The organism is Clostridium sp. AM28-20LB, from assembly GCF_003480665.1.
GTDB classification, from domain to species: Bacteria; Bacillota; Clostridia; order Lachnospirales; family Lachnospiraceae; genus Otoolea; species Otoolea fessa.
The window spans coordinates 313,703-333,845 of the sequence record NZ_QUJN01000003.1 but is presented as its reverse complement, the minus strand read 5'-3'; the positions used below and the strand labels follow the sequence as shown (position 1 = coordinate 333,845).

Annotated in this window: 17 protein-coding genes; 9 read left to right on the top strand and 8 right to left on the bottom strand. The window is 49.8% G+C overall.

Going from position 1 to position 20,143, the window contains the following annotated elements:
• Positions 1–30: 30 nt before the first annotated feature.
• The 4 genes from DW739_RS09155 to DW739_RS09140 form a co-directional block, all read right to left on the bottom strand.
• On the bottom strand, positions 31–936 hold the full coding sequence (locus tag DW739_RS09155) for a MetQ/NlpA family ABC transporter substrate-binding protein (RefSeq protein WP_118742926.1): 906 nt from the start codon (positions 934–936) through the stop codon (positions 31–33).
• Positions 937–1,010: 74 nt separating this feature from the next.
• On the bottom strand, positions 1,011–1,679 hold the full coding sequence (locus tag DW739_RS09150) for a methionine ABC transporter permease (RefSeq protein WP_022360002.1): 669 nt from the start codon (positions 1,677–1,679) through the stop codon (positions 1,011–1,013).
• The gene (locus DW739_RS09145) at positions 1,676–2,701 is read right to left on the bottom strand and encodes an ATP-binding cassette domain-containing protein (protein WP_107000613.1); all 1,026 of its coding nucleotides are present in this window, start codon (positions 2,699–2,701) and stop codon (positions 1,676–1,678) included. Before DW739_RS09145 ends, DW739_RS09150 begins: the two co-directional genes overlap by 4 nt.
• A 555-nt stretch (positions 2,702–3,256) precedes the next feature.
• Positions 3,257–4,579: a sodium-dependent transporter gene (locus DW739_RS09140; RefSeq protein ID WP_022360004.1), complete on the bottom strand. Its 1,323-nt coding sequence runs from the start codon at positions 4,577–4,579 to the stop codon at positions 3,257–3,259.
• Positions 4,580–4,893: 314 nt separating this feature from the next.
• Between DW739_RS09140 and DW739_RS09135 the strand changes: the two genes are divergently transcribed.
• A complete protein-coding gene (locus DW739_RS09135) occupies positions 4,894–5,178 on the top strand; it encodes a helix-turn-helix transcriptional regulator (RefSeq protein WP_022360005.1) in 285 nt (94 codons plus the stop codon).
• 83 nt (positions 5,179–5,261) lie between these two features.
• Here DW739_RS09135 and DW739_RS09130 read toward each other — a convergent pair whose 3' ends face one another.
• Together DW739_RS09130 and DW739_RS09125 are read right to left on the bottom strand one after the other, a co-directional pair.
• Positions 5,262–6,185 (bottom strand): LysR family transcriptional regulator, encoded by a 924-nt coding sequence (locus DW739_RS09130; protein ID WP_118468310.1) that lies wholly within the window; start codon positions 6,183–6,185, stop codon positions 5,262–5,264.
• 58 nt (positions 6,186–6,243) lie between these two features.
• Positions 6,244–7,128, bottom strand: a complete 885-nt coding sequence (locus DW739_RS09125) for a LysR family transcriptional regulator (protein WP_181357188.1) — start codon at positions 7,126–7,128, stop codon at positions 6,244–6,246.
• 651 nt (positions 7,129–7,779) lie between these two features.
• Between DW739_RS09125 and DW739_RS09120 the strand changes: the two genes are divergently transcribed.
• Positions 7,780–9,285 (top strand): alanine/glycine:cation symporter family protein, encoded by a 1,506-nt coding sequence (locus tag DW739_RS09120; RefSeq protein ID WP_118742925.1) that lies wholly within the window; start codon positions 7,780–7,782, stop codon positions 9,283–9,285.
• 203 nt (positions 9,286–9,488) lie between these two features.
• Entirely contained in the window at positions 9,489–10,229 is a 741-nt protein-coding gene (locus DW739_RS09115) for a YoaK family protein (RefSeq protein WP_118468308.1), read from the top strand.
• A 131-nt stretch (positions 10,230–10,360) separates the two neighbouring features.
• On the opposite strand, the gene DW739_RS09110 is transcribed toward DW739_RS09115, so the two are convergent.
• Together DW739_RS09110 and DW739_RS09105 are read right to left on the bottom strand one after the other, a co-directional pair.
• Positions 10,361–11,173 carry an ABC transporter permease gene (locus DW739_RS09110; RefSeq protein WP_118491669.1) on the bottom strand — a complete coding sequence of 271 codons (813 nt, stop codon included), beginning with the start codon at positions 11,171–11,173 and terminating at the stop codon, positions 10,361–10,363.
• Complete coding sequence (locus DW739_RS09105) at positions 11,163–11,945, bottom strand: ABC transporter ATP-binding protein (RefSeq protein ID WP_118491667.1); 783 nt, start codon at positions 11,943–11,945, stop codon at positions 11,163–11,165. Before DW739_RS09105 ends, DW739_RS09110 begins: the two co-directional genes overlap by 11 nt.
• A gap of 349 nt (positions 11,946–12,294) precedes the next feature.
• On the opposite strand from DW739_RS09105, the gene DW739_RS09100 reads away from it, so the two are divergent.
• The 6 genes from DW739_RS09100 to DW739_RS09075 all read left to right on the top strand — a co-directional run bounded on the left by DW739_RS09100 (position 12,295) and on the right by DW739_RS09075 (position 20,143).
• Positions 12,295–13,128, top strand: a complete 834-nt coding sequence (locus DW739_RS09100; RefSeq protein ID WP_022358927.1) for a carbon-nitrogen hydrolase family protein — start codon at positions 12,295–12,297, stop codon at positions 13,126–13,128.
• Between the two features lie 112 nt (positions 13,129–13,240).
• Entirely contained in the window at positions 13,241–14,356 is a 1,116-nt protein-coding gene (locus DW739_RS09095) for a helix-turn-helix domain-containing protein (RefSeq protein ID WP_118652444.1), read from the top strand.
• A 194-nt stretch (positions 14,357–14,550) separates the two neighbouring features.
• Positions 14,551–16,140: a histidine kinase gene (locus DW739_RS09090; RefSeq protein WP_118524079.1), complete on the top strand. Its 1,590-nt coding sequence runs from the start codon at positions 14,551–14,553 to the stop codon at positions 16,138–16,140.
• Between the two features lie 179 nt (positions 16,141–16,319).
• Positions 16,320–17,378 carry an ABC transporter substrate-binding protein gene (locus tag DW739_RS09085; protein WP_117796237.1) on the top strand — a complete coding sequence of 353 codons (1,059 nt, stop codon included), beginning with the start codon at positions 16,320–16,322 and terminating at the stop codon, positions 17,376–17,378.
• A 189-nt stretch (positions 17,379–17,567) separates the two neighbouring features.
• The gene (locus tag DW739_RS09080) at positions 17,568–19,082 is read left to right on the top strand and encodes a sugar ABC transporter ATP-binding protein (protein WP_117796236.1); all 1,515 of its coding nucleotides are present in this window, start codon (positions 17,568–17,570) and stop codon (positions 19,080–19,082) included.
• A 2-nt stretch (positions 19,083–19,084) separates the two neighbouring features.
• A complete protein-coding gene (locus DW739_RS09075) occupies positions 19,085–20,143 on the top strand; it encodes an ABC transporter permease (protein ID WP_118652440.1) in 1,059 nt (352 codons plus the stop codon).

Sequence of the window (20,143 nt, the reverse complement as noted above, 5' to 3'; positions counted from 1 at the left end):
CCTGCTGGTGCCTTCCGATGCTGTTTCCTATTAGTTAAACAGTTCCTCCGGAACAAACCATAAACCATTGTTATTCTTGTCTAAATATTCTTTGAATTCATCGGAGTGGTAAGCAGCAACGATATCTTTTGCCCACTGAGCATCTTTATTTTCCTCTTTTACAACGACCTGCAGAATCAGATGCGGCAGAATGTCTTCCTGAAGAAGGGCAGTGGATGGATCGATTCCTGCATTGTATACAATACTTCCGGTGATAACCGCATAATCAAAGTCATCTAAAACAGCTGGAATATTAGTGGAGTTCATTTCGGTAAATTCGATGTTGTACGGGTTTTCCGTGATATCTGCCTGGGTGACAGTGGAGAGATCTACATCCGGGTTTAAAGTGATCCATCCGGCTTTCTGTAAGAGTACATAAGCGCGGGCTGTGTTGGCGGCATCGTCCGGAACGGCTACTTTGGCACCGTCTTGAATGGCGTCCAGAGAGGTTTCGGTGGCAGAAAAGATGGCAGCCGGAACGGTCGGAATCGGGGAAATCGGGACCAGGTTACCCTTCTGGGCTTCGTTGAAATTTTCGGCATAAGCGGTATGCTGCTCTACATTGAAATCGATCTCGCCGTCATTTAAAGCAAGGTCATTCTGGAGAAGGTCAGAGAAATCAACCTCGGTGAGTGTATAGCCCTCTTTTTCCAGAATTGGTTTGATGGCATCCTCAAATAAGACAGTGTACGGACCGGCAGCTTTTCCGTATTTGAGCTCCTTCTTATTAGAATTGGAAGCATCGGCGGAAGCAGCAGATTCGGTGCCGGAAGAAGCAGCGGCAGTATCAGCAGCGGAGCTTCCAGCATCACTCTTTGAGCAGCCTCCCAGAACAGCAGCTGCGAGGATCAGACCGGCGGTCAGGGTGGTTCTTACATAGGCTTTTACGTTTTTCATAATGGGGTTCTCCTTTTTTCGTTTTGTTATTTTGGATATAAAATAATTTAATAGCTTTTATGATATGATTTGGTTTACTGATGTGTCCGTCTCTTCTGTGACAGCCGGTTTCCCAGACTCTGGATGATCCAGACAAATGCAATCAGGATGAAAACGGTCGCAAACATCAGCGGGAAGTTAAAGGTCTGATAGCCGTAGGTCAGGGCGATGTTTCCGATGCCGCCGCCTCCGATGTAGCCGGCCATCGCAGTTGCTCCGATGAGGGCGATGGTGCCGGTTGTCAGAGCCAGGATAACCGAAGCAAATGCTTCTGGAAGCACAAAATGAACGATAATCTGGAACGTGGTCGCTCCCATCGACTGGGCTGCCTCGATGATGCCGCCGCCGACTTCCAGAAGCGATGTCTCAAGAAGTCTTGCTAAAAATGGGGCGGTATAGATAACTAATGGCACGATAGCCGCCCTGGTACCGATCCGGGTGCCGACGATGATTTTCGTAAAGGGCATTACACATACCAGAAGGATGATAAACGGTGTGCTTCGGATGATGTTGATGAAACCGTTTAAAATCGTGTAAAGCAATGGATTTTCCTTGAGCCCGCCTTTGCGGGTCAGCCATAAGACAATGGCGATGAAAAATCCGACGATGGAACCGATAATCAGGGAAAAACCGACCATATACAGGGTTTCCCAACCGGCCTTGATGAGTTTGTCCGGCGAAATGCCTAAATACTGCTGAATCATGGTAATACAACCTCCTTATATTCTTCGTTTGATTCGAGAATGTAGCGCTCGGCTTTTTTGATTTCCTCGTCGCTTCCGATGAAGAGAACGAGCATGATGCCGACAACTATGCCCTGAATAACGTTGATGGTGGAGTAGAGAATGTTGGTTTCCACCTCAAACCGCCGATTGATATCCCAGAGAAGCGGCTCGGTGCTGTCTGTATTTTCCAGCTTGATGCGGAGCAGGCGGCTGTTCCGCGTTTCTCGGCGGATGCTCTCGACGAGCGGTTCCGGAATAACGTCGTGGATGAGATTGCCGACAAACCGTTTGGCGATATCGGACTGCGGGTCTGAGAAAACCTGAATGACAGAGCCCGTTTCTACGACTTTACCGAAATCCATGACGGCGACTTTATTACAGATTTTCTGGATGACATTCATCTCATGTGTGATAATCACAATTGTAATATGAAGAGTTTCATTAATCTTCTTTAGCAAATCGAGAATGGAATCGGTCGTTTTCGGGTCGAGGGCGCTGGTCGCCTCATCGCAGAGAAGAATCGACGGATTATTTGCAAGTGCCCTTGCGATACCGACGCGCTGTTTCTGTCCGCCGGAGAGCTGTCCCGGATAGTAGGACTTCTTATCGGAAAGTTCGACGAACTCCAGCAGCTCATTCACACGCGCTTCGATGTCTTTTTTGGGGGTGCCGTTTAGTTTCAGGGCAATCGCGACGTTGTCGTAAATTGTCTTGGATTCCAGGAGGTTGAACTGCTGGAAAATCATTCCGATTCCCTTTCGGAGGCTGCGAAGCTCTTTTGCACTCAGGCTTCCAATGTCCTTATCTTCGACGAAAATCTTTCCGGAAGTCGGTCTTTCCAGGGCGTTTACCATTCGGATCAGGGTGGATTTTCCGGCACCGCTATAACCGATGACGCCGTAGATATCGCCCTTTTCGATTTCGAAGGACACATCCTTCAGTGCTTCAAATGCACCGTCTTTCGTCTGGAATGTTTTACTTAAATGTTCAAATCGAATCATTTCTGGTCTCCTTTAACTTTGTTTATCTGGGGAAGCACATTTTTAAGGGATAATTCCTGAAAAATGACTTCTGTATGTGTCGCGTTTTTTATACGAATGATATATCTAAATGCAATATAAATATTTAATTTTGCATACTGAAATATAAATGGGTACAAAAAAGGAGGTCTGGTTGTCCAGACCTCCTAAATTGGATTGTATCTATCACTTTCCAGTGAAAGCAAGATGAGAAAAACCTCATGAAGATATCATCCAGTTATCTGTCTGCACAACAAAAGTAAGAGTGTCACAGCAACAGCAGCACATACACTCCATACAACAACACATAGCAGACATAACTGAATAAGATGTTCTCATGATGGTTTCCTCCTTTCCTTAAAATTCATAAACGATTATAAAAATATATTTCCTACTTGTTTTGTGGGTTTTAAATGATAGTTCTTATTATAGCGCGGAAATGAGATTTGTCAATCATTTTTTTATTTCATAGGAAATTGCGTCCTAAGAAATAAAAAACGCTCCGCGAGAATGTGCCAAGGCACATTCTTTTTCATATCATCCAATACCGCCCAATGCGATGCCTAATATTAATACCAGCACACATACCGGAATATAAATATAGCGGCACACCGGTACAAACCATTTTGAAAATTTCTTTTCGCGACCTTTGTTGACCTGCGTTTCTGCATAGTCTTTTCCGAATACCCAGAAGAACATGATTCCGGCGAGTCCGGCACCGAGAGGGCAGATGTAGATGGAGAGAACGTCCATCCAGTCGGAGACGATGCCCTGGATTAACAGGGAGACGGCAGCTCCGATGATACCGATAACTGCGCAGGCAGGGACGCGGCCGAGGTGGAGTTTTTCCTGGACGGTGGCGATCGGTGCTTCGTAGAGATTGAGCAGGGAGGTCATCCCGGCGAAGAGAACGGCTACGAAGAAAATAATCGCGATCAACGTACCGCCCGGCATTGAGCGGATGAGGTTCGGGAGGTAGATGAAGAGAAGTCCCGGACCACCCTGATCAAGTTTTGCGCCGGTGGTTGCCATTGCCGGGATGATGACGAGGGCGGCGAGAATCGCGGCGATCGTATCAAACAGGGCAACCCGCGCGGCGGATGCCGGGATGTTTTCCTCATCGGAGAGGTAGGAACCGTAGATTAAGGTTCCATTTCCGGCGACGGACAGGGAGAAAAATGCCTGCCCCAGTGCGAAAATCCATGTTTTTGGGTCTGCGAGGATCTCAGGATCGATGCGGAAAATGTAGCGGTAACCCTGCATCGCACCCGGCTGGAATGCTACGTAGATGCCTAAAAAGACAAACAGGATGAAGAATACCGGCATCATCAGCTTGTTGGCGTTCTCGATTCCGCTTCCGACGCCGAACATCAGAATCAGAATGCAGAAGAAGAGGGCGGCAAGCTGCCAGCCATTGTTTCCAAATGCGGACGCCATCGAGCCGAAAGCAGAGGCAAAACCGTCTGTGTCGGCCGGGGCAAGCGTGGCACCGGTAAAGGCTCCGATGGCATATTTTAGGATCCAGCCCATGACGACGGTATAGCCGATCGCCATCGCGAGGGAACCGGCTGCCGGGATGAAACCGAGCGCGTCACCCAGTTTGCGCCTGCCGCGTGTCTCGCAGGCAGCGCCGAACGCGTCGATTGGACCGGAGCGGGTGCCGCGTCCCAGGCACATTTCCCCGATGACACCCGTGGAGCCGATCAGGGCGACGAAGATAAAGTACGGGATCAGGAACGAGCCACCGCCGTACAGGGAGACGCGGGTGGGAAACATCCAGAGATTTCCCATACCGACCGCCGAGCCGATACAGGCGAGGATGAAGCCCCACTTACTGTTGAAAGATTCTCTTTTTTCCATGAAATTGTAACTCCTCAAACATTATATAAGATTTGCCGCAAATATCTAGAAGTCCGCCGATTGGAAGCGGTCAGGCAGATGTTTGCATAAGTCCATCTATTATACCAGAAGAGAGGCATTGCTTTCAAGTGGCAGAGCGCGCGAATCGTATGTTTTAGGGGAAAAGGCGATCTAAAGTAACTGCCGGTGAACCGTTACAGGGAAATACCTTGATTTATAGGGTGGAAAGATGGTATTCTATAGAGGACGGCAGCGGCGGGCTTTGGGAGGGTGGCGCCGCGGCAGAGCAGATTCGAAAAGGAGAAGGTAGCACAATGAAAAACGCAAACAGGATTCCGGAGACGTTTCAGACGGATGCGGAATACAGACAGTGGATGGAGCGCTGGCAGCAGGAGGCGCGGGAGGCGACGATCGAGGGATTTAAGCAGAATCGTAAGTTAAACGGCATGACACAGACGGAGCTTGGCAGAAAGGCGGGGATTTCCCAGCCGAATATCACCCGCTTCGAGAGCGGCAGCTACAATCCGTCGCTGGATTTTATGGTAAAGATCGCAGCGGCGATGGGGAAACGGGTACAGATTACATTGGTAGATGAATAAGAGGCGTGCGCCGAGGCGCACAGGGACCATTTGGGGAATAAACAGGGGAGACAGCGGTGTGTGTGAGGCTGTCTCCCCTGTTTTTAATGAGTGCATTTCAGCGACGATTCAATAAACCGTGAAATCATATTCCACTCATAGCTCTGTTCCAGCCACGCAAATTTGATCGGGTACCGCGCTTCTTCCCCGAGCGTAAAGACATGGAGTGTATCCAGCTGTTCCTTGCTGAGAATAGAAAATGCGAGGTTTTTTGGGCTGATGCAGGCACCTTTTCCCATCGCGCAGAGGGCAAGCAGGGTAGCGATGTTGTCAGAGCAGGCATGAACCGAGGGGACGAAGTTGTCTGTCGCGAGGATATTCCGCCCGATGCGTCCGACTAGATCATGTTCACGGTTTAGGAGAAACGGACATGGAGCCAGAAGGGAGTAGCGGTGATGGCGGCTGACTTCCTGGATAATGGCTTCGGTCTGTTTGCCGTAAATGTTCTGCAGCAGGGCAGTGGAGACGATGAGAACCATCTCTTCCTCATAGAAATCCCGCAGAATGATGCCGGGAATGCGAACTGAAAAATTGGCGATCGCCAGATCAATTGTGCCGTCCAGCAGGTATTTTTGCAGCACATCGTTGGAAGATTCGACGAGTTCCACATCCACGCCGGGATATTCCTTTTGAAAGGCGGCGATCAGCTCCGGCATGATGGCGTGTCCGCGCGTGAATGCGATGCCGATCCGCAGTTTTCCTGTCTGGTTATTTAAAATATCGCCAAATTCGTGAAGCATACAGTCATATTTTGTATTAAATTCCGTTGCATAGCGCAGAAATACCTCCCCCGCATAGGTAAGCTCCAGCGGGATGTGACGGATTAGGAGCGGACATCCAAGCTCCCGCTCGATTCCGGCGATATGGGCGCTTAATGTCTGCTGGGTAATATGCAGCGCATCGGCGGCCCTAGTGAAGCTGCGGTTTTTCGCAACCGCGGCAAAATATTCCATTGATTGAAAATTCATATTCGAATGACTCCTCTTTTCCCAAAACTTTCATCTTAAGTTTCTAAAAAGCATCTGACTATAAAAGTGGCCCTTCTAACTCAAACACTGTCCGCTGCAGCTGCGCGATCAGCAGGCTGGCAGCTGGGGACGCTTTTTTGGCTGACGGAATCCGGACACCGAGCACGCGCTCCATCGGCGGATTGAGCGGCAGCCGGACAACATTTTTAGAAATATCACGGACGACCAGCTCCGGCAGGATGCAGACGCCCAGGTTGTGGCTGACCATCGCGAGCATGGAGTAGGTGTTCTGCGAGGTAAACGACGGCTTTGGCGGTGTGATGCCGAGCTGCTGGAACTGGCGCAGCAGGTCATTTTCACCTTTTTCTTCTATATAAGAAACCTTGGGGAGATCCTTTAAGTCAAAGCGCTCATATTCAGCATAAGGGGAATCGTTCGCGCAGACAGCCAGGTAGGGTTCTTTTTTCAGGGGAAGCCAGTCCATCTTTCCGTCCGGGTGGGGGCCGACGATGCCGAAATCGATGGAGCTATTTTCCAGCCATCCTTCAATCTCCTGTGAACACCCCTCCAGCACTTCAACGGTCATATCCGGGTAATCGGTAAGAAACTTTTTGAGGGCGGGCGGCAGCCATTGGACGGAAGCGCTTAAGTAAGCGCCGATCCGGATGTGCCCGGTCTGGACACCCCGGATGGAGGCAGCTGTCTGATCAAAATATTCCGCCGCCGCCAGCGTCCGCCGGATCGGGGAAAGCAGAGCCTCGCCGTTCCGCGTCAGGGCAAGTCCTCTCTGGGAACGCGAAAACAGGGAAAACCCGAGTTCTGTTTCAATATTTCGCAGCATATGGCTTGCCGCCGACTGCGTGTAACCGTTTTTCTGGGCGGCACGCGTCAGGTTATTTTCTTCTGCAATGGCTAAAAAAAGCCGCATATCTTTGAGATCCAAAAAATACTCCCTCCATTTTCGTAATAAGCGTTCGGTCTGATTCATAAAATGTACAGAGCTGACAGATACCAAAGGAGGATGAGAAGATTTGTAAGAATTATGTAGAATACGAATCTGATTCATACGGAATATCCGGGCGGATTACATGGGTGCGTGTGCGGCGGACATTCATTCCGATGGCTCTGCCAAGTGTCCCTAGTATATCATATTCGTGAAAGAAATGGGAGAAAAAGATAGAAATATGCCTACGATCTCAAATACAACATAAAAAATTCATCTAAATGAAACACACAAAAAGTTAAAAAATAAACAAATGGTAAACAAAATTCATGAAACTCCGAAAGAAAATGGACAAAATTCTGAACGGGAGTCTAACGGAAAATGGCGCAGTTGTAGACAAAATATCATGATATCTTGTGCATTTATACTAATTGACGCTCGAAAAAGTGCAATTTATTTCATGAAAAAAACAGAGGGATTCATGATTCTATGCTATATCATGAAAACTCTGCATAATAAATTCAAATAATTTTGTTGAACAAATTTCACTTTAGTGATATAATTTTTTCAAAAGCAAGAAGTTTTTTGAGCGAATTGAAAAACTTGCTTAGCCAGCGCGCGGCACTACATCAAATAAAGGGGGAACTTTATATGGAAGCAATTAACAACATCGTCAGTATGTTGAACGGACCCATTTGGGGCGTTGGAATGTTAGTTCTGATTGTTGGTAGTGGTTTATACTTTACAATCCGTCTCGGCTTTTTCCAGTTTGTTCATTTTAAAGATATGTGGAGCCGAATCATTGACAAGTCGGAGTCTGAATCCGGTATTTCTTCATTCGCATCCTTCTGTACAACCATGGCGATGCGTGTTGGTACCGGTAACGTAGCCGGTGTAGCCGTAGCTCTTTACATGGGCGGACCTGGCGCACTCTTCTGGATGATCATCGCTGGTATGACAAACTCTGCTGTTTGCTTTACTGAGTGTACATTATCCGTACTTTATAAGAACCGTATCGATGGTCAGTATCGAAGCGGCGGCGCTTACTGTGCTGAGAGAGGTCTTGGCTGGAAAGCTTATGGTACCTTCTATGCAGCATTCTTCGGACTGGGCGTTGTATTATTCATGCCGGCAGCAGCTACCTATACAATCTGCGATGGATTTAAGAACGCTTTAGGTATTCCGATGTGGATTACGGCTCTGGTTATCGCACTGGCTATGGCAGTTGTAGTTATGGGTGGTGTTAAACGAATCAGTTCTGTAGCATCTATGCTGGTTCCGCCGATGGTAGGCATTTACCTGATTGCAACCGTTGTTATCTTAATCGCAAACGCAGGTCAGATTCCGAGCGTTATCGCTCAGGTTGTATCCTGTGCATTTGGTTCCAAAGAAGCTCTTCTGGGCGGCGGCGTTGGTATCGCTATCCAGCAGGGTGTTAAACGAGGCACATTCTCATCTGCATCTGGTATGGGTGAGTCCATGCCGACCGCAGCAGCAGCAGAGACCAGCCACCCGATTAAACAGGGTATGGCAAACGCAGCTGGTGTTTGGCTGGATACCGTTATCGTATGTACCGCTTCTGGTCTGATGATGCTCTTAAGCGGATGCTACAATACACAGTTTGGTTACATCGGTGGTACCGGTGCAATGCACGATCAGATGGCTCAGTTAGCAGCAGATGGAACATATGGCGTTATCTTCGTTCAGAATGCCTGCAGCACCGTTATGGGAAGTATTGCTCCGCTGTTCGTTGCTATCATGCTGGCTCTGTTCTCCTTTACATGCTTAATCAGCTACTATTACGAGGGCGAGACTTCGGTTCTTTACCTGTTCCAGGGCGATGATAAAGCAGCTACCCGTAAAGTAGTTATCAGAATTATGCAGATTGTTATGCCTATCCTTATCTTCATCTGGGGCAATATCGATTCCGGTCTGGCTTGGAACCTTTCTGACCTTGCACTTGGTGGATCTACATGGATCAACATGTTAGTTGTACTGCTTCTGTCTCCGAAGGTATTTGCACTGTACAAAGACTACGAAGAGCAGATGAAAGCAAAGAAAGACCCGTACTACAACCCGGATAAGCTTTGCTGGAAGGGCGTAGACGTTGAGATGTGGAAAGACATCAACAAAAAACGTATCGCAGAAGATAAATAATCGAATGTGAATCGTTACATATTATTAGATATAGAGCTTAACTCTTAGAGTCTAATATAAAAGGCAGTCCCTGTCGTGTGGCAGGGGCTGCTTTTTTGCCATTATATAGATAATGTCTATGATAGAAATGGTAATTTTTTGTAAATTGTCATTGACGATCCAGCCGCCGCGCGATACAATCAACCGCGAAAGGCGGTAATGGTATGGTACAGAAAGTGATTCGGGATCGCCTGGATGCGATCCTTCATTGGAATATATCCCTGGTCGGAGGATTTCTCGGAGCCTATGCGATTTTGCTTCATGCCGGAAACTTTGGCTCTGCTCAGACAGGCAACCTGATGGAGATGGGAGCGGAACTGGTATCGATGGAATGGTTTAACGTCCTTCTGCGTCTGGCTGCGCTGGTGCTGTTTGGACTGGGCGTGGCATCCGCATATCTGCTCACGAACTTTACGAAGATAAACATGCGGAAACTTGCCCTCTGGGTGGATGCGGCTGCGCTGGCACTGGCGTCGATGCTGCCGCTTGAACCGGCGCTGGTCGGAATTTATCCGATTTTCTTTGCATCCGCATTTCAGTGGGGCGTCTATTCCGGTGCCGACGGATTTAACAGCGCGACGATCTTTATGACGAACAACTTCAAACAGTCGGTGCTTGGCTGGCTGCAGTACGGTCTGACAAAGGATAAGGAATTTAAGAGAAAAGCAATTCTTTATACCTATACGGTCATCAGCTTTTTCCTGGGCGTGGTACTCGGAGCGTGGGCGGTCGGTCAGTTCGGCATCTACAGCGCCTATGTAGGCTTTTTGCCATTGGCGGCTGCGAGAACCTTTATCGCGGTCGGTACGGCTCCGCTTGAAAGCGAGACTCCGGAGGAGACGGCAGTCGAGGCGGCAGAGGAGATGGAAGAAGCAGAGAAGCTGGAGAAGGAGCAGAAGCTGTAAAGTCTGTTCCCTGCAAGTTTTCTACAAGATGCAGGAAAGAAAAGCGGCAGGAAACAGGCTTTGGCGGGAACAGGATGCGGAAAAATGCAGGCGCTTAAGAACAGCAAACGTGAAGCAGTGGACAGATTGCTTTAATGCTGGTGATATTGCTGCTGTAGGAATTTTCCCAGTATTCCTACTCCTTGATATAGCGCCGCAGACATAATACATAAAAGAATAATACTCATCACAACCATATCCATCTGGAATACCTGTGAGCCGTAGATGATCAGATATCCGAGTCCCTGTTTGGCAGCGAGAAATTCACCGATGATGACGCCGACCAGGCAGAGACCGATGTTGACCTTCATGTTGGCGAGAATCAGCGGGATTGAGCCTGGCAGCAGGACTTTGGTTAAAATATGAATCCGGTTTCCTCCGAGGGACCGGATTAATTTGATCTGGTCGGGATCTATCGAGGAAAATCCGTTGTGGAGTGTCAGGATCGAGCCGAAGACAGCGACCGAGATGGAGGCAACGATGATCGTGCGGATGTTGCTCCCAAGCCAGACGATGAGAATCGGGGCGAGGGCGGATTTCGGCAGACTGTTGAGCATGACGAGATACGGCTCCAGAATCTCTGAAAGATTCCGGCTCGACCAGAGGAGAACCGCGCCGATCAGCCCGCAGAGGATGACCAGTGTAAAGCTGATCAGCGTTTCATAGAGCGTCACGCCGGTGTGGATGAGGATGCTTTTGTCCTGCATCATCCGCAGGAAACAGCGCACGGTGCGTGACGGGGAACTGAAAATAAACGCGTCGATGAGCCCCAGTCGGGCGCTCATTTCCCAGCATATTAAAAAGAAAACGAATAAGAAAATCCGGCAGAAGAGAACCAGACGGCGCCGATGGAGCTGGCGGCGGAGGTAGGCTTTCTGGGCGGTGGACTCTTTCTTACATTTCATACTTTTTGCCCTCCCCTTGCAGTGTCTTCCATAGTTCATTGAAATAAAGAGAAAAAGCCGGATCATTCCGGCGTTCCAGCGGTCGGTTAGCGGACAGAGGGAAGGTAACCGGCAGGATGCGGCAGATGGTTCCGGGGCGTTTAGTCAGAACCAGGATGCGGTCGGCGGCACTCACGGCTTCGGAGAGGTCGTGGGTGATCAGAATCGCTGTTTTGCGGCGCTCCCGGATGATGGTGCTGATATCGTCGCAGACGGTTAAGCGTGTCTGATAATCGAGCGCCGAAAATGGTTCGTCGAGAAGCAGAAGCTCCGGTTCTAGCGCCAGTGTCCGGATCAGGGCGGCGCGCTGGCGCATTCCACCGGATAGTTCGGAGGGGCGGGAATGCTCAAATTGTTCCAGTCCGTAGATTTTTAAGAGCCGGTGGAGGCGGTCTTCCGCGGCATGATCCATTTTTTTCTGAATTTCCAGCCCGAGGGCAGCATTCTGGATGATCGTCCTCCACTCGAAAAGCTGGTCGCTTTGCAGCATATAACCGATGCGGCACTGGCTTTTCGAGAGCGGAACCCCATTTATAAGAATGGAACCTTCTTCCGGCGGCAGGAGCCCGCTGATTAAGGAGAGTAGCGTGGATTTTCCACAGCCGGACGGTCCGACAATGGCGATAAATTCGCCGGTTTCTACCTGAAATGATATATCAGAAAGGGCTTTCGTCTCCCCGGATATCGTGTGGTAGGAGTAGGAAAGCCCGGAAACTTCCAGAATGGGCGGCATAAGCAAATACCTGGGTAACTGTGTATCAGTGGGACAGTTACGCTCCTTGAAATATTCTTACTTTAATAATATGCGGAAATGAAAAGCCGGGTTACTGTACACGGGTAGGCACTTTTGGAACCGAAAGTGCCGTAAGAAAACGTGGTGGCAGCAGGAATTTGCCGTATTGAAATGCGAAGCCACGGCAAATTCCGTTACTGGACACGCATACGTGCCCAGTAACAGCCGGGTTACAGGTTGTGTGAGAAGCGCCTTGCATTGGTTGACCCGTGTGGAAAAGAGATGCTATAATAAAATATAGGTAATTGTGGAGAGAAAAGCGCTTATAGACAGGATACAGGGGGTATTTATGATACGCAGATATACAGTGGCATTGATGCAGATGGATACACAGAATGATAAAGGAAAGAATCTGGAGACGGCATGCGCCTGGATTGACGAGGCGGCGGCAAAAGGGGCGAAGCTTATCTGTTTCCCGGAGGTGATGAATCTGATCGGCAAAAATATCGGTGAAGGCGGCGGACGCGAGGAAATTCCGGGGTACACGACCGAGCGCCTCTGCGCGAAAGCGAAGGAACACGGCGTCTATATTCACGGGGGCAGTATCACGCAGGCACTTCCGGGGGAAAAACGATCGGCAAATACGAGTGTGCTGATTTCGCCGGAGGGGAAGATTCTGGCGACATACAGCAAACTGCATATGTTTGACATCACGCTGGCGGACGGCACGCCGTACCGGGAGTCGGACCGGGTCAAACCGGGCGATTCGATTGTGACGGTGGAGACGGAGCTGGGCGTTTTTGGAATGTCGATCTGCTATGATGTGCGTTTTCCGGAGATTTACCGGCTCATGGCGCTTCGCGGGGCGCAGGTTATCTTTGTTCCAGCGAGCTTTACGATGCCGACGGGAAAGGATCACTGGGAGGTTCTTCTGCGGGCGCGGGCGATCGAGAACGGCTGTTACATCGTGGCACCGGGACAGATTGGACAGAAACCGGCGTATGCAGCATACGGCAACAGCCTGGTGGCAGATCCGTGGGGAACGGTGATTGCACGGTCAAAGGATGCACCGGGGATCACCTATGCGGAGATTGATTTAGATTATCTGGATAAGATACGGAAGCAGATTCCGTCGCTGGAAAACCGGCGGAGTGATTTGTATGAAGTGAGTGAGAAGAAGTAAGGTGTGAATATTTTCAGCCGGCAAAATGGCGTCTGGACGGAAATGAAAAACGGGTGTATTCGGGCAAATGGATAAAAAGGACAGAGAAAAATGGAGTCCAGGGGGGAAAACCATGGTAAAGGTGTTTCTGGTAGAGGATGAGGTGATCATCCGGCACGGTATACGGGATAATATTGACTGGGCGAGCCACGGATTTGAATTTGCGGGGGAGGCGGGCGACGGCGAGTACGCGTATCCGCTGATATTGAAGGCACAGCCGGATATTCTGGTAACGGATATCAAGATGCCGTTTATGGACGGGCTGGAGCTGAGCCGTCTGGTGAAAAAGGCGCTTCCGCGCACGCGGATCATCGTGCTCAGCGGCTATAATGAATTTGAATATGCAAAAGAGGCGATCAAGATAGGAATCAGCGATTATCTGCTGAAGCCGGTATCCTCGGCGGGACTCATCGATGCGTTGAAAAAGGCGGCGGACGAGATCCGGGAAGAGAGGGAAAAATCAAAGCTTCTGGAGAGGTATTTTGTCAGCTACGAAAAATATACGGAATTTCTGGACAAAACGGATTATAGCGGCGTTGACCGGAAGCTCATCAACGATTTTTTAAAGCTCGGCTCAGTCGAAGAGTGCAGTCCGTTTGTCGAGGAGTATTTTGCAGCGATCGGTGAACATAATTACAAATCGCTCTTGCTGCGTCAGTATATGACGATGGATATTTTTTACTGTGTGCAGGAGTTTTTGAAGAAATTGAAAGCGGAGCCGCCGGAGGTTCCGGAAAGTGCGGTTGACATAAAACGGGTTCCGAAGGTGATCGAGAGCGTGGAGATGACGAAAGCCTATCTGGTCGATGAGTTTACGGTTGCCCTGCAGGCGCGTGACCGGGCATCGAACGACCGTTATGGCAGCGTGATCCGGGATGCAAAGGAATATATCCGGGCAAATTTCAGCCAGAGCGACCTGTCGCTGAACCGGATTGCCGCGCATATTGGCGTCAGTCCGAGCTATTTCAGTTCGATTTTCAAGCAGGAGACGGGGCAGTCTTTTGTGGAGTATCTGACGCAGGTGCGGATGGAACGGGCATGTGAACTTTTGAAATGCACCTCCTACCGGACGTCTGAGATCGGGGAGCAGGTGGGATACAACGATTCACACTATTTCAGCGCGGCGTTCAAAAAAGCGATGGGGCAGTCGCCAAAAGAGTATAAGGCGAGCCAGACGCGGCAGGAGTAAGGAAGGTATGTACTCTCGGAGTCTTTCTGCACTTGCTTTTGTGGCTGATTTTCCGCCAGCTGCACCCGAATTTCATCAACGTACGTACCGCGTACGCCTCAGAAATTTGGGCACAACTGACAAAAAATCATCTCACAAAATCAAGCACAGAAAGATTCCGAAAGTACATAGGTGTTCAAAAAGGGAGGAAAGATATGGGAGTGGAGCAGGGGCAGATTGGAAAAACAGAAGAGATGGCAGAGTTGAATAAAAATCAGGATCCGGGCGTTGATTCGTTATCCGCTGCCCGTCCATATCGCCCTCTTTCTCTCCGCGCCCGTCTGATCCTTCTCCTCTTCGTGATTGCCATTCCATTAACAGGCATGGCGCTCGGGTTCCAGAAGATGATCGCCTCCTATTCTGCTTCCTATGACGCGATTCTGGCGAATCTAAAGACGGCGAATGAGTACAACATAAAGTTCAAATCGGATATGGAGTATTCGATGTACCGTGTTATGATCGGGCTGATCGACGCGGAACAGTTCGAAAATGGAGATATTGTCGAGGGCGAGACGAAGTATGCGACGGTGGTCAAGAATCCCCACAGCCTGATTGCGTCGGCGAGACAGGCGTTCGGAACGACGATCGAGCGGGAACCGGGGTCGGACTGTGATATCAAGATAAGAGGTATCCTCTCCTGTCTGGATTCCCTGGAGCGGGCAGTGGATAAAATGATTGGAAATGCCGCCGCCGGTGGATATTACGATGAAAATGTCAATATTTGGGAGAATGACATCCAGGGTCTTTGCTCGATGATTCAGGATTACATTACGCAGTATACCTATTATGAAATGATCAACATGGAGCAGCTTCAGAAAGAACTGAAGGTGCAGATGGCGGATCAGGTGCAGAGCTATCTGGCGCTTCTTCTGGTGGTGTTGGTGGTGGGTATGTTTCTGGCAGTTACGATCACGAAGTCCATCACGGAACCGCTGCAGCAGTTACAGAGGACGGCAGAACAGCTCGGCCGCGGGAACCTGAATGCGAGGGCGAGACCGGGCGGGCTGGAAGAGATTAACGTGCTGGCACGGGCGTTTAACCAGATGAGCGACCGCATCCGGCGGCTGCTTGATAAGACGAGGCAGGAGCAGAAGAACCTGCGGGAGCTGGAGCTGCGCCTCCACCAGGAGCAGATCAGTCCCCATTTCCTCTATAATACACTTGATTCGATCGTATGGATGGCAGAGGGCGGCAACAACCGCCAGGTCGTGGAGATGACGACGGATTTAAGCGACTTTTTCCGCACGGTTTTATCGGGCGGGCGCGATTTCATCACGATCGAGGAGGAAGAATCACACATCCGGAGCTATTTAAAGATTCAGAAGATCCGGTACGAGGACATTCTCGACTATTCGATCGAGATCGAGCCGTCTATCCGGCGCCGGATTGTGCTGAAAATGCTGCTGCAGCCGCTGGTGGAAAATGCCCTCTACCACGGCATCAAAAATAAGCGCGGCGGCGGATGCATTGTGATCCGCGGCTATGAGGATCGGAACGGGCTTGTCTTTGAGGTGGAGGACGATGGGATTGGCATGGATGAGGTGGAACTTGCCGCCGTGCGTGCCAAGCTGACCCTGGAGCCGGAAGAGGAACTTGCCCCCATCGGCAGCGGCGGATTTGGGCTACATAATGTGGTGCAGCGGATTCAGATGTATTATGGCGATCAGGCTGAGATCCTGGTTGAATCTGAAAAGAATATCGGCACCTGCTTTAAGGTTTATTTGGGAAATCAAAAAAAATCATAACTTTTTCAAAAAAAATTGTATTTTTTTAAGGGTACACCTGGAAAAACACAGAAAACGACAAACATCTCAAAAAAATAATATACCTTTTTCCAAAGATGCCCCGTATCCATGATGCGGGGTGCTTTGTTATAATAAATACGCAAAAACAAATATATTGGGTCTTATAAGGAGGAAACAGTATGAGAAAAAGATTAGTGTCCGCAGCTTTAGCAGCAGCAATGGCGTTATCCATGACCGCTTGTACAAGCAATCCGGCTGAGAAAGAGACGGAGGCAGCAGCTCCGGCTGATACAGAGGCAGCAGAAGAGGGCGAAGAGAAAGAAGCGGCAGCAGACGGCGATCTGATTACCGTAGGTTATGCACAGGTTGGTGCTGAGTCTGACTGGAGAACAGCCAACACCGAATCTTTCAAATCTACATTTACTGAGGAAAATGGTTACAAACTGATTTTCGACGATGCACAGCAGAAACAGGAAAATCAGATTAAGGCAATCCGTTCTTTCATCCAGCAGGGTGTTGACTACATCGTAGTTGCTCCGGTTGTTGAGACTGGCTGGGAGACCGTTCTGGAAGAAGCAAAAGAGGCTGGTATCCCGGTTATCCTTTCTGACCGTCAGATGCAGCTTTCTGATGACAGCCTGTATGAGGCATGGGTAGGCGGAAACTTCGTAAAAGAAGGCGAGACCTGCGGCGACTGGCTGGCTAAATATTTAGAGGATCAGGGACGCGGCGACGAAGAGATCAACATGGTTACCATTCAGGGTACCATCGGTGCATCCGCACAGGTTGGCCGTACGGAAGGTATGGACAACAAGCTGAAAGAGCACTCCAACTGGAAGATGCTTGACAGACAGTCTGGTGAGTTCACCCAGGCAAAAGGACAGGAAGTTATGGAGTCCTTCTTAAAGAGCTATGATGACATCGACGTTGTTATCTGTGAGAATGATAACGAGGCATTTGGTGCCATCGATGCTATCAAGGCAGCAGGCAAGACCTGTGGTCCGGACGGCGACATCATCGTTGTAAGTTTTGACTCCGTAAAGGCAGCTTTCGAGTCCATGATCGCTGGCGACTTAAACGCAACCTTCGAGTGCAACCCGCTTCATGGTCCGCGTGTAGCTGAAATCATCCAGAAACTGGAAAAAGGCGAAGAGGTTGAGAAGATTCAGTACGTAGACGAAGCATACTTCGATACAAGCATGGATCTGGAAGAAATCTTAAAGACAAGAGCTTACTAATTCGCTATTGAATGGTATTTTTAAATGTTAATAATCGGACAGGCAATCGCTTTTGACCGTAAGTGAATGAGTGTCAGACCGGAGGTTTCGGCGGACGGCAGGCACTTGGCAATCAGGAGGCGCGGGGCTGGAGGCTTAGGTTTCCGTCCCTGCGCTTTCTTTTTCAAAAAATAAGGAGGCAAAGCTTTTATGGAAAAGGATTCCGTTCTTGAGATGAGGCATATTTATAAGACATTCCCGGGTGTAAAAGCTCTGCAGAATGTGGATTTTACCTTAAAAAAAGGCGAAATTCATGCCCTGATGGGGGAAAATGGCGCAGGAAAATCCACGCTGATCAAAGTCCTGACGGGTGTAGAGGAGTTTGAAACAGGGGAAATCATGATAGACGGCTGCGATCATGCGATCATCAACCGCAGCCCGCAGGAGGCACAGAACCGGGGCATCAGCACCGTGTATCAGGAAGTCAATCTCTGTCCGAACCTGACGGTTGCAGAGAATCTGTTTATCGGACGCGAACCGCGAAAAGGCGGATTGATTGACTGGAAAACAATGAATAAAAAGGCCAGCAAACTGCTGCAGGACCTTGACATACATGCAGATGTAACACAGACGATCGACAATTATTCGATTGCAATTCAGCAGATGATAGCGATCGCCCGTGCAGTCGATATGTCGGCAAAGGTATTGATTCTTGATGAGCCGACCTCCTCCCTCGATGATGGAGAGGTAGAAAAGCTCTTTAATCTGATGCGCCGCCTGAAATCCGAAGGCGTCGGCATCATATTCGTTACACATTTCCTGGAGCAGGTGTATGCAGTCTGCGATAAGATCACCGTTCTTCGGAATGGGCAGTTGGTAGGACAATTTACGACGGCGGAGCTTCCGAGAGTCCAGCTGGTTGCCAAGATGATGGGAAAGGATTTCGATGATCTGGCAGCGATCAAGGATTCCAAGAGTGAGGAGAAACACGGCGAAGCGGACATCGTCATCAAGGCGGTGGGACTCGGAAAGAAAGGATACATAAAGCCGTTTGATCTGGTGATTCACAAGGGTGAAGTCGTCGGATTTACCGGGCTTCTGGGTTCGGGACGTTCTGAGACGGTCCGTGTTCTCTATGGAGCGGAAAAGCCGGATGAGGGCGAGCTGAGCGTCAAGGGAAGACCGATCGCGGCGCGCCACCCGCTGATTTCGATGAATGCCGGCATGGCATATCTGCCGGAGGATCGGAAAAACGAGGGTATCATCTCGGATCTATCCGTGCGTGAGAACCTGATCATGGCACTTCAGGCAAAACGCGGTATGTTCCACCTGCTCAGCCGCAAGCAGCAGGAAGAATTTACCGATAAATACATTGATATGCTGCAGATTAAGACCGCCAGCCGTGAGACACCGATCAAATCACTCTCCGGCGGCAACCAGCAGAAGGTAATCATCGGACGCTGGCTTCTGACCAACCCGGATTTCCTGATTCTGGACGAGCCGACCCGTGGCATCGACGTCGGAACCAAGACAGAGATTCAGAAACTGGTCGTAAAACTGGCAGAACAGGGCATGGCAGTCGTGTTTATTTCTTCCGAGATCGAGGAGATGCTCCGTACCTGCGACCGCATGGTCGTTATGCGTGATGGTGCAAAGGTAGGAGAACTTTCCGAGGATGAGATGAACCAGTCCAACATCATGTCAACCATTGCAGGAGGACAGTAGCTATGAAAAATATGACGTTCAAAAAAATTACCTCGCAGAGGCTGTTTCTCCCGATTTTCTGCCTTGCGCTGGTATTGCTGGTAAATATCGTCACGACGCCGAACTTCTTCGCGATCGAGGTGCGGAACGGCGTTCTCTACGGATACTTAATCGATATCATCAACCGTGCGTCAGAGCTGGTGATTCTGGCAGTCGGCATGACGCTTGTCGTATCGTCCTCCGCTGGAACGGATATTTCCGTCGGTGCGATCATGGCGGTCAGTGCGGCAGTCTGCTGCAACATCTTAACCGGCGGCGAGCGCGCAGCAACTGCATATGCCAATCCGCTGATTCTTGGCTTCCTGGCAGCGCTCATCGTCGGCGCGGCGATCGGCTGCTTCAACGGTTTTCTGGTTGCAAAGTTAAACATCCAGCCGATGGTAGCGACTCTTATCATGTTTACTGCCGGGCGCGGTATCGCACAGCTGATCACGGATGGACAGATCACATACGTGCGCGTGGACAGCTACCGTACCCTGGGCGCTTCCCTTCCGGGATTCCCGGTTCCGACCCCGTTTATCGTGGCGGTTGTCGTTGTGGCACTGACTTCGTTACTTTTGAAGAAAACGGCACTGGGCATGTATATCCAGTCGGTCGGTATCAATAAACGGGCGTCCCAGCTTGTCGGCATCAAGTCGGTTATGATTATTTTCCTCACCTACGCGTACTGTGGACTCTGTTCCGGTCTTTCCGGTCTGATTGCTTCCAGCCGCATCTACTCGGCGGATGCGAATAACATCGGTCTTAATATGGAGCTGGATGCGATTCTGGCAGTTGCCATCGGCGGAAACTCCCTCGGCGGCGGTAAATTCTCGCTGGCAGGTTCCGTCATCGGCGCGTATACAATTCAGGCGCTGACGACCACTCTGTATGCGATGCACGTATCCTCGGATCAGGTTCCGGTTTACAAGGCGATTGTGGTTGTCATCATCGTAGCACTCCAGTCACCGGGATTCGCCAGATGGAGAAAATCTCTGGCACAGAAAAAAGAACTGGGCGCGGCAGGAAAGGAGGCGGCATAA

Bases quoted from the DNA above. Each gene is read 5' to 3' on its own strand.
- DW739_RS09090 (WP_118524079.1), top strand. From the start codon at position 14,551: ATGGGAGTGGAGCAGGGGCAGATTGGAAAAACAGAAGAGATGGCAGAG.
- DW739_RS09115 (WP_118468308.1), top strand. From the start codon at position 9,489: ATGGTACAGAAAGTGATTCGGGATCGCCTGGATGCGATCCTTCATTGG.
- DW739_RS09150 (WP_022360002.1), bottom strand. From the start codon at position 1,679: ATGATTCAGCAGTATTTAGGCATTTCGCCGGACAAACTCATCAAGGCC.
- DW739_RS09105 (WP_118491667.1), bottom strand. From the start codon at position 11,945: ATGCCGCCCATTCTGGAAGTTTCCGGGCTTTCCTACTCCTACCACACG.
- DW739_RS09145 (WP_107000613.1), bottom strand. From the start codon at position 2,701: ATGATTCGATTTGAACATTTAAGTAAAACATTCCAGACGAAAGACGGT.
- DW739_RS09120 (WP_118742925.1), top strand. From the start codon at position 7,780: ATGGAAGCAATTAACAACATCGTCAGTATGTTGAACGGACCCATTTGG.
- DW739_RS09100 (WP_022358927.1), top strand. From the start codon at position 12,295: ATGATACGCAGATATACAGTGGCATTGATGCAGATGGATACACAGAAT.
- DW739_RS09155 (WP_118742926.1), bottom strand. From the start codon at position 936: ATGAAAAACGTAAAAGCCTATGTAAGAACCACCCTGACCGCCGGTCTG.
- DW739_RS09080 (WP_117796236.1), top strand. From the start codon at position 17,568: ATGGAAAAGGATTCCGTTCTTGAGATGAGGCATATTTATAAGACATTC.
- DW739_RS09085 (WP_117796237.1), top strand. From the start codon at position 16,320: ATGAGAAAAAGATTAGTGTCCGCAGCTTTAGCAGCAGCAATGGCGTTA.
- DW739_RS09130 (WP_118468310.1), bottom strand. From the start codon at position 6,185: ATGAATTTTCAATCAATGGAATATTTTGCCGCGGTTGCGAAAAACCGC.
- DW739_RS09140 (WP_022360004.1), bottom strand. From the start codon at position 4,579: ATGGAAAAAAGAGAATCTTTCAACAGTAAGTGGGGCTTCATCCTCGCC.
- DW739_RS09135 (WP_022360005.1), top strand. From the start codon at position 4,894: ATGAAAAACGCAAACAGGATTCCGGAGACGTTTCAGACGGATGCGGAA.
- DW739_RS09095 (WP_118652444.1), top strand. From the start codon at position 13,241: ATGGTAAAGGTGTTTCTGGTAGAGGATGAGGTGATCATCCGGCACGGT.
- DW739_RS09075 (WP_118652440.1), top strand. From the start codon at position 19,085: ATGAAAAATATGACGTTCAAAAAAATTACCTCGCAGAGGCTGTTTCTC.
- DW739_RS09110 (WP_118491669.1), bottom strand. From the start codon at position 11,173: ATGAAATGTAAGAAAGAGTCCACCGCCCAGAAAGCCTACCTCCGCCGC.